The 6,287-nt window shown below is 71.2% G+C and carries 4 protein-coding genes and 2 pseudogenes; 2 read left to right on the top strand and 4 right to left on the bottom strand.

All coding sequences use genetic code 11. The features are described 5' to 3' along the window. Both ACOJSN_RS15670 and ACOJSN_RS15665 read right to left on the bottom strand, forming a co-directional pair. Positions 1-1,171 (bottom strand): annotated as a pseudogene (locus ACOJSN_RS15670) (alpha-mannosidase); the annotation flags it as partial. Positions 1,172-1,241: 70 nt separating this feature from the next. After that, complete coding sequence (locus ACOJSN_RS15665) at positions 1,242-4,322, bottom strand: BTAD domain-containing putative transcriptional regulator (protein WP_420113424.1); 3,081 nt, start codon at positions 4,320-4,322, stop codon at positions 1,242-1,244. 113 nt (positions 4,323-4,435) lie between these two features. Between ACOJSN_RS15665 and ACOJSN_RS15660 the strand changes: the two genes are divergently transcribed. Then, positions 4,436-4,777 carry a PadR family transcriptional regulator gene (locus ACOJSN_RS15660; RefSeq protein ID WP_420113423.1) on the top strand — a complete coding sequence of 114 codons (342 nt, stop codon included), beginning with the start codon at positions 4,436-4,438 and terminating at the stop codon, positions 4,775-4,777. Beyond that, positions 4,774-5,709, top strand: a complete 936-nt coding sequence (locus ACOJSN_RS15655) for a permease prefix domain 1-containing protein (protein ID WP_420113422.1) — start codon at positions 4,774-4,776, stop codon at positions 5,707-5,709. The genes ACOJSN_RS15660 and ACOJSN_RS15655 overlap by 4 nt, the downstream gene beginning before the upstream one ends. Before the next feature lie 8 nt (positions 5,710-5,717). On the opposite strand, the gene ACOJSN_RS15650 is transcribed toward ACOJSN_RS15655, so the two are convergent. Together ACOJSN_RS15650 and ACOJSN_RS15645 are read right to left on the bottom strand one after the other, a co-directional pair. After that, positions 5,718-5,984 (bottom strand): DUF2871 family protein, encoded by a 267-nt coding sequence (locus ACOJSN_RS15650; protein WP_420113421.1) that lies wholly within the window; start codon positions 5,982-5,984, stop codon positions 5,718-5,720. Beyond that, positions 5,897-6,287, bottom strand: a pseudogene (locus tag ACOJSN_RS15645) (hypothetical protein); the annotation flags it as partial. The pseudogene ACOJSN_RS15645 and the gene ACOJSN_RS15650, both read right to left, overlap by 88 nt.

The following is a 6,287-nucleotide window of genomic DNA, read 5'->3' as shown; positions in this document are numbered from 1 at the left end:
GCTTGGCGAGCTGCGGCAGCGCGCCGGAGTAGCCGAAGGAGTCCGGCAGCCACACCTCCTCGCACCGGTACCCGTACGCCTCCTCGAAGAACGCGGCACCCTCCACGAGCTGGCGGACCATCGCCTCGCCGCCGGGCAGGTTGGCGTCGGACTCCACCCACATGCCGCCCACGGGCACCACGTGACCCGCCTTCACGGCCTCCTGCAGCCGGGCGAACAGGTCGGGGTGGTCCTGCTGCAGCCACGCGGAGTGCTGGGCGGCGGGGAAGGCAAACACGATCGGCTGGCCGTCGTCGGCGAGGCGGAGGACGTTGGCGATGGTGCGAGCCACCTTGCGGCGCGTCTCGCGCACCGGCCACAGCCAGGCGGAGTCGATGTGCGCGTGACCCACGGCGACCGCACGGTGGGCGCTGCCCTCGGCGGGCCGGCTCATCACCTCGCGCAGCTGTTCGCGCGCCGCCGCGGCGGTCGCAGGGACGTCCTGCAGGTCGAGTGTGTCCATCGCCCGGTCGAGCGCGACCCGGAGCTCGGCGCGCCGGTGAGAGTCCTCCGGCAGCACGGTGGCGAGGCCGTCGAGGGTGTGCACGTCGGCGACGAGCTCACGCACCTCGCGGTGCACGCGCACGATGTCGGCGCGGGCGAGCTCGTACTGGCGGTCGTGGTCACTGGTGAGGATGTCGCCGCGCTCGGTGGCAGACCACGAGCTCACCACCGGGTTCGACGCGGCCTCGAGGTAGACCTCGAAGCGACCCTGGTCATCGAGCTCGACCGGAATCCAGGTGTTGCGGGGGTGGATGCCCTTGACGATCGAGCCGTCCGCTCGGTAGACGGTGCCCTCGCACTGGAAGCCCGGCGAGCCGTCGGACCAGCCGAGCTCGACCACGGCCTCCAGGTCGTCGCTGCGATCCTCCGGCGCGACCGTGCCGGTCAGGTGGAACCACGTGGTGCCCCACGGCGGTCCCCAGCTGCTGCCCACCTCGAACGGCTGGTAGGTCGCCGCGAGGCCCTCGGCCAGCGGTACCGGCTCGGACTGCCCGGGCACCCCCGAGTCCGCGAGCGGCTCCCACACCTCGACCGCCAACGGCACCACCACTCTCGTCGCGGCAGGCGCGATCCGCTCGGCGAGGTGACGTGCGACGCGGCGTGCGTCGATGGGCTCATGACGGTGCATTCCGGCTCCAGTGCTCGGGTCGTTCGTGGCGGTCGGGGTCAATCCTGTCAGGGTTCGGCGACCTCACACGTCACCGCAGGTCCGCGAGCGCCCGCTGGATCGGCTCGGCGTCCAGGTCGTTGGGCGCGCACAGCCGCACAGCTTCCTCGAGGCAGGATCGCGCAGCCGAGGGAATCCCGGTATCGACGTAGGTTCGCGCGAGACCGGTGAGAGCCCGCACGTGCTCGGCGACACCAGCAGGGTTGTCGGCGAGCGAGATTGCCTCGCGGAAGGCGGCCAGGGCTGCGTGAGGGTCTCCGGCCGCCGCGTACGCCTCGGCGAGCCTGACCATCGACTCTGCCTCCAGGTACTGGTCACCGAGAACGCGGGCTGCCCGCAGCGCGCGGCGGTGCATGGGGATGGCGACCTGAGGCCGGCCGTCGGCGGTCCGAGCAACCCCCAGCAGGTTCCACGCCTGCCCCTCGAAGGCGCCCAGGCCCTCACTCGTCACGAAGGCGACCATCTCCTCCGCCCGGCTGAGCGCTTCGTCGAGCCGACCGGACCGCAGCGCGAGCTCACCGCAGTTGTAGGTCACCACGGCAGTGACGATCGGATCCTCCAGGGCCTTCGCCAGGTCGCCTGCTTCCGCGAGCAGCACCTCGGCCTCCTCGAACGAGCCGAGGTCCAGCTGGATCGACCCTTGCAGGTTGAGCGCATTCGCGATGGCGCGAGCAGCAACTGCCTGTCCCGATCCCGAGAGGGCACCGGACTGGGCAGGCGTGTTCGTCGAGTCGAGAGCCGCGGCTCCTCGCCGGTAGTGACGCAGCGACCGCCGGCACATCGCCAGCGCCTCGTGATACCGGGACTCCCAGATGAGCAGGATGGCCTGGTTGTGCAGCGAGCGGCCACGGACGTGCTCGGTCGCGCCATCCCCCATCACCTCGACGGCGGCCGCCATGTGCTCGCGCGCACTGTCCAGCTGCCAGAGGTCAGCCTCGTAGACCGAGATGCTGTTGTAGCGCTCGGAAAGCTCCCGAGCATCGCCACGACGCTTCGCCGCCTCGATCGCGATCCGCTGCAGTGCCTGGCCGAGCCGCCTCCCCCCGGTTCCGGCTCCGTACAGGTGCGCGTGCATGACGCCGGCGCACGCGCAGAGTCGCTCGTCGACCGCGTGGCTCGCTGCCGCTGCCGCCGCCACGAGCGATCCGAGCTCGGTCGCAAGCCAGGTCGATGCGGTCTCGGTGTCAGGCAGGTCCGGTCCTGGCACGCCTCCCGATGCAGCCAGCTCGACACGGTTGGCGTCGCTGCCCGGTTCCGCCTCCGACACCGCCGGGTCCAGCATGGCGGCCGCCCGCACCGCGCCGGTCGCGTAGTGATCGAAGAGCCGGTCCACCGCTGCCTGACCGGTCCCGCCGTCGATCTTCTCGGCCAGCTCGCCGGCGAACGCTGCCAACAGATCATGAGTGCCGTAGCGGGGCGAGCCTGCGCGACCGACTCGCTCGTCGACCAGGTGGGCCCGCATCAGAGCGGCCACGGCAGAGCGTGCCTCCCGCAGTTCGACACCCATCATCGCCGCCAGCGCCGGGAGGTCCAGATCGGCGATCGGGAGCAGGCCCAGCATCCGGAACGCGAAGGCCGCACCCGGCTCGAGCCGGTCGTAGCTGCGGCCGAAGACGCTGCGCACACCGCCATCGGCGTCCCCGTCCAGCACGTCCAGGCGGGCACCCTCGTCGGTCAGCTCCGCGAGCAGGCCATCGAGGCCGAGCACCGGGCGCGAGCGCACGTACTCGGCGGCCACGCACAGCGCCAGCGGCAGGTGCGCGCAGCGGCGCGCGAGCCGGGCAACCGCGTCCGGGTCGTTGCCGAGCTCGGAGCCCAGCACCTGGGACAACAGCTGCTGGGCCTGCTGGTCGTCGAAGGGCTCGAGCGCGATCGGTTCCGCACCCTCGTGCGAGACGAGTCCGGGGAGGCGGTCACGGCTCGTGAGGAGGACCGCGCAACCTGGCGCGCTCGGGAGCAACGGGCGCGCCTGGTCGACGCTCGCGACGTTGTCGAGGACGAACAGCACCGATCGATCACGCAGGAGGCTTCGCAACGTGGCCGCCTGCTCGTGCACATCCCCGGTGGGAGTTGGCACGCCGAAGCTCCGCAGGATGCGGCTGAGCGCAGCATCGGGCGGGACGGGGCGGTCGGCGCTCCAGCCGCGCAGGTCGAGATGCACCACGCCGTCGGGGAACTCGTGCGCGTGCGCTCGCGCCCAGGTCAGAGCGAGCGCCGACTTGCCCACGCCGGCCGTGCCGCTGACCACAGCCAGCCGGGCACGACCCGCGGCTGCCCCGCCTCCGAGCGCACGATCGAGCCGCCTGAGCTCGGCGTCACGGCCGGTGAACACCGGCGGCGCCAGCGGGAGCTGCGAGGGGATCGGGACCGCCGCAGGCGCACTGACGGCGACCTGCTCGCCGGCGAGGATCGCGGCCTGGGCCTCCTGCAGCGCCGGTCCCGGTTCGATCCCCAGCTCGTCGACCAAGGCAGCGCGCACCGACCGGTAGACGTGCAAGGCCTCCTGTTGCCGCCCCAGGCGCGCCAACGCAGCCATCCGGGTGACGGCGAACCCCTCGCGCCACGGGTGCTGGTCCAGCGGTTCCCTCACCAGGTCGGCGGCCACGTCGGGGTCCCCGGCCGCCAGATGCTTGGTCGCGAGTGCCTCGATCGCGTCGAGTCGGAGATCGGCGAGGCGCCGTGCCTCGGTCTCGATCAGGGGGTCGGTGATCCCGGCGTACGCGTCACCGGACCACAGCGCGAGCGCATCCTCGAGCCCCCGGATCGACTTGCGTACCACATCACCGGCCAGCGCGCGTTCGACCCGCACCTCGAAGGAGCGCGCGTCCACCTCCTCGGCGGCCACCTCGAGCGTGTAGCCCAGCGGGCCGTGGGTGATCCGTTCGGGGTCGCCCAGCAGCCTGCGCAGTCGGTGGACGTGCACCTGGAGACGGCCGACACGCCGGTCGTCCGGGGCCGAACCCCAGAGCGCATCCATCAAGAGGTCGGCCGCGACCGGGCGGGCGCCCGCGACGACCAGCAGGCCCAGCAGCCTGCGCTGGAGCGACCCGACCGGCTCCCATACGTCGTCAGCCGTCGCGACGCGAAGGGGACCGAGAACATGCAGGCGCACAACGGCTACCTACCCACAGGTCGGTCAGTCAGGTCAAGGGTGTATCGCGGAGCGGTCACGATACAAAGATGTTCGTGTTGCATTACTGTGCGCCACACACTATCGTGCTACTCGTGACTACCGATCCCGACATCATCGCGGGCCACCTGCAGGAACTTCGGCGCGGCACCGTGGTGCTCGCCGCTCTGGTGGTGCTCCGAGAGCCCGGCTATGGCTATGCGCTCCTGGAGTCGCTCACCGACCAGGGCATCGCCGTCGACGCCAACACCCTCTACCCGCTGCTGCGCCGCCTGGAGAAACAGGGCCTGCTGACCAGCGAGTGGAACACCGAGGAGGCGCGGCCGCGCAAGTTCTACCGCACGAGCGAGGACGGCGCCCGCCTCGCCGACGACCTGATGACCGACTGGCGCCGGCTCGATGCGAGCCTGCGCACCCTGACGAAGGACCTCACATGAGTACCCTCACCGAACGCTACGTGCACGCCGCCACCCGGTTCGTCCAGGACAGCAAGGAGCGCGACGACCTTGCCCTGGAGCTGCGGGAGCGGATCGACGACACCGTCGCTGCCCTCAAGGACAGCGACCTCGACCACGCATCCGCGGAGCGGCAGGCGCTGACCGACCTCGGCGACCCCCTGCGGCTGAGCGCCGAGTACCGGCAGCGGCCGATGCACCTGATCGGCCCGCGGGTCTTCTACACCTGGCTGCGGGTGACGCTGATCGCGGTGTGCTCCGCGGCGCCGGTCGTGGGCATCATCTCCACGCTGGGCACCGCAAGCAGCGGAGCCGCCGTGGGCGAGGTGATCGCCAGTGGTCTCGGGTCGGCCCTCACCGTGGCACTGCACTGCGTCTTCTGGGTCACGCTGTTCTTTGCGGTCGCCGAACGCGTCGCACCCACACTCAGTGAGACCTGGAACCCGGACATGTTGCCCGCGAGCGCCGAGTCCAGCTCCCGCCGGACCGACATGATCGCCTCGCTGGTGGCGCTCACGCTCGCGGCAGCGCTGCTGGTCTGGCAGCACATCGGCTCGCCGTTCATCGGTGCTGAGGGCCGGATCCCGGTGTTCAGCCCTGATCTGTGGAGCCCATGGCTGACGATCGTGCTCGTGCTGCTCGCCGCCGAGGCCCTGCACGCGGTGTGGCTCTACCGCGCCGGCTGGACCTGGCCGGTGGCCGCGGTCAACGCCGTGATCGCGGTGGCGTTCGCGGCCGTGGTGGTTCCGCTGCTGCTGCAGCACCGCGTGCTCAACCCGGAGCTGATCACGCACCTGGGGTGGACCGGCGCGACCGACCGCGGCGATGTCATCGCCGCGGTCGCGATCATCGCGATCACGGTCTGGGAGATCGGCAACGGCCTGGTCAAGGCCGCCCGTCGAGGGAAGGCCTGACGGCGGGATCAGGCCCCCGCGGTCGCGGGGGCCTGATCCGTGGCTGGCTCGGGCGAGACGATCGCCCGCCGCAGCGTGAGGAACAGCAAGATCATCCCCGCCGTCAGCAGCCTGTGCCCGAGACCCGCGATGCCGGCGATCATCGTGGTGGACTCCTCGCCCAGCACGGTGAGGGTCCCGTGCCAGATCAGCATCGCCGAGGTGAGCACCACGCCGGCGTTGTAGGCCCAGAAGAACCAGGTGAACAGCTTCGTGCTGCGGGAGAGCGTGAACACCTTCTCCAGCGCGTCTCTGCCGTCTCGGTGTTGCTCGCGCCGACCGTGATCGGTGTGATCAGCACGGCGGCGGCGTCGTCCTCGCTCACCATCGGACCGGAGGGGTCCGCGCTCGCCTGCTGCTCGAGGACCGGCAGCAGCCCCTCGAGCGCGGCACGATCGGCCTCGGTGAGGGTGCCGGAGTCCTCGCGAGTGACGACCACGAGCACCGAGGCCTGGTCGGCGTCCGGGAACTCCTGCAGCAGCTGCGCCACCTGCGCAGACTCCGAGTCGGCGGGTGACTGGGCGTTGAGTGCCGGTGCC

Source organism: Pseudactinotalea sp., from assembly GCF_048594945.1.
Classification (GTDB): domain Bacteria; phylum Actinomycetota; class Actinomycetes; order Actinomycetales; family Beutenbergiaceae; genus Pseudactinotalea.
The sequence above is the reverse complement of the archived record's forward strand: the minus strand, read 5'-3'. Positions and strand labels throughout refer to the sequence as shown.

Bases quoted from the DNA above. Each gene is read 5' to 3' on its own strand.
- ACOJSN_RS15655 (WP_420113422.1), top strand. From the start codon at position 4,774: ATGAGTACCCTCACCGAACGCTACGTGCACGCCGCCACCCGGTTCGTC.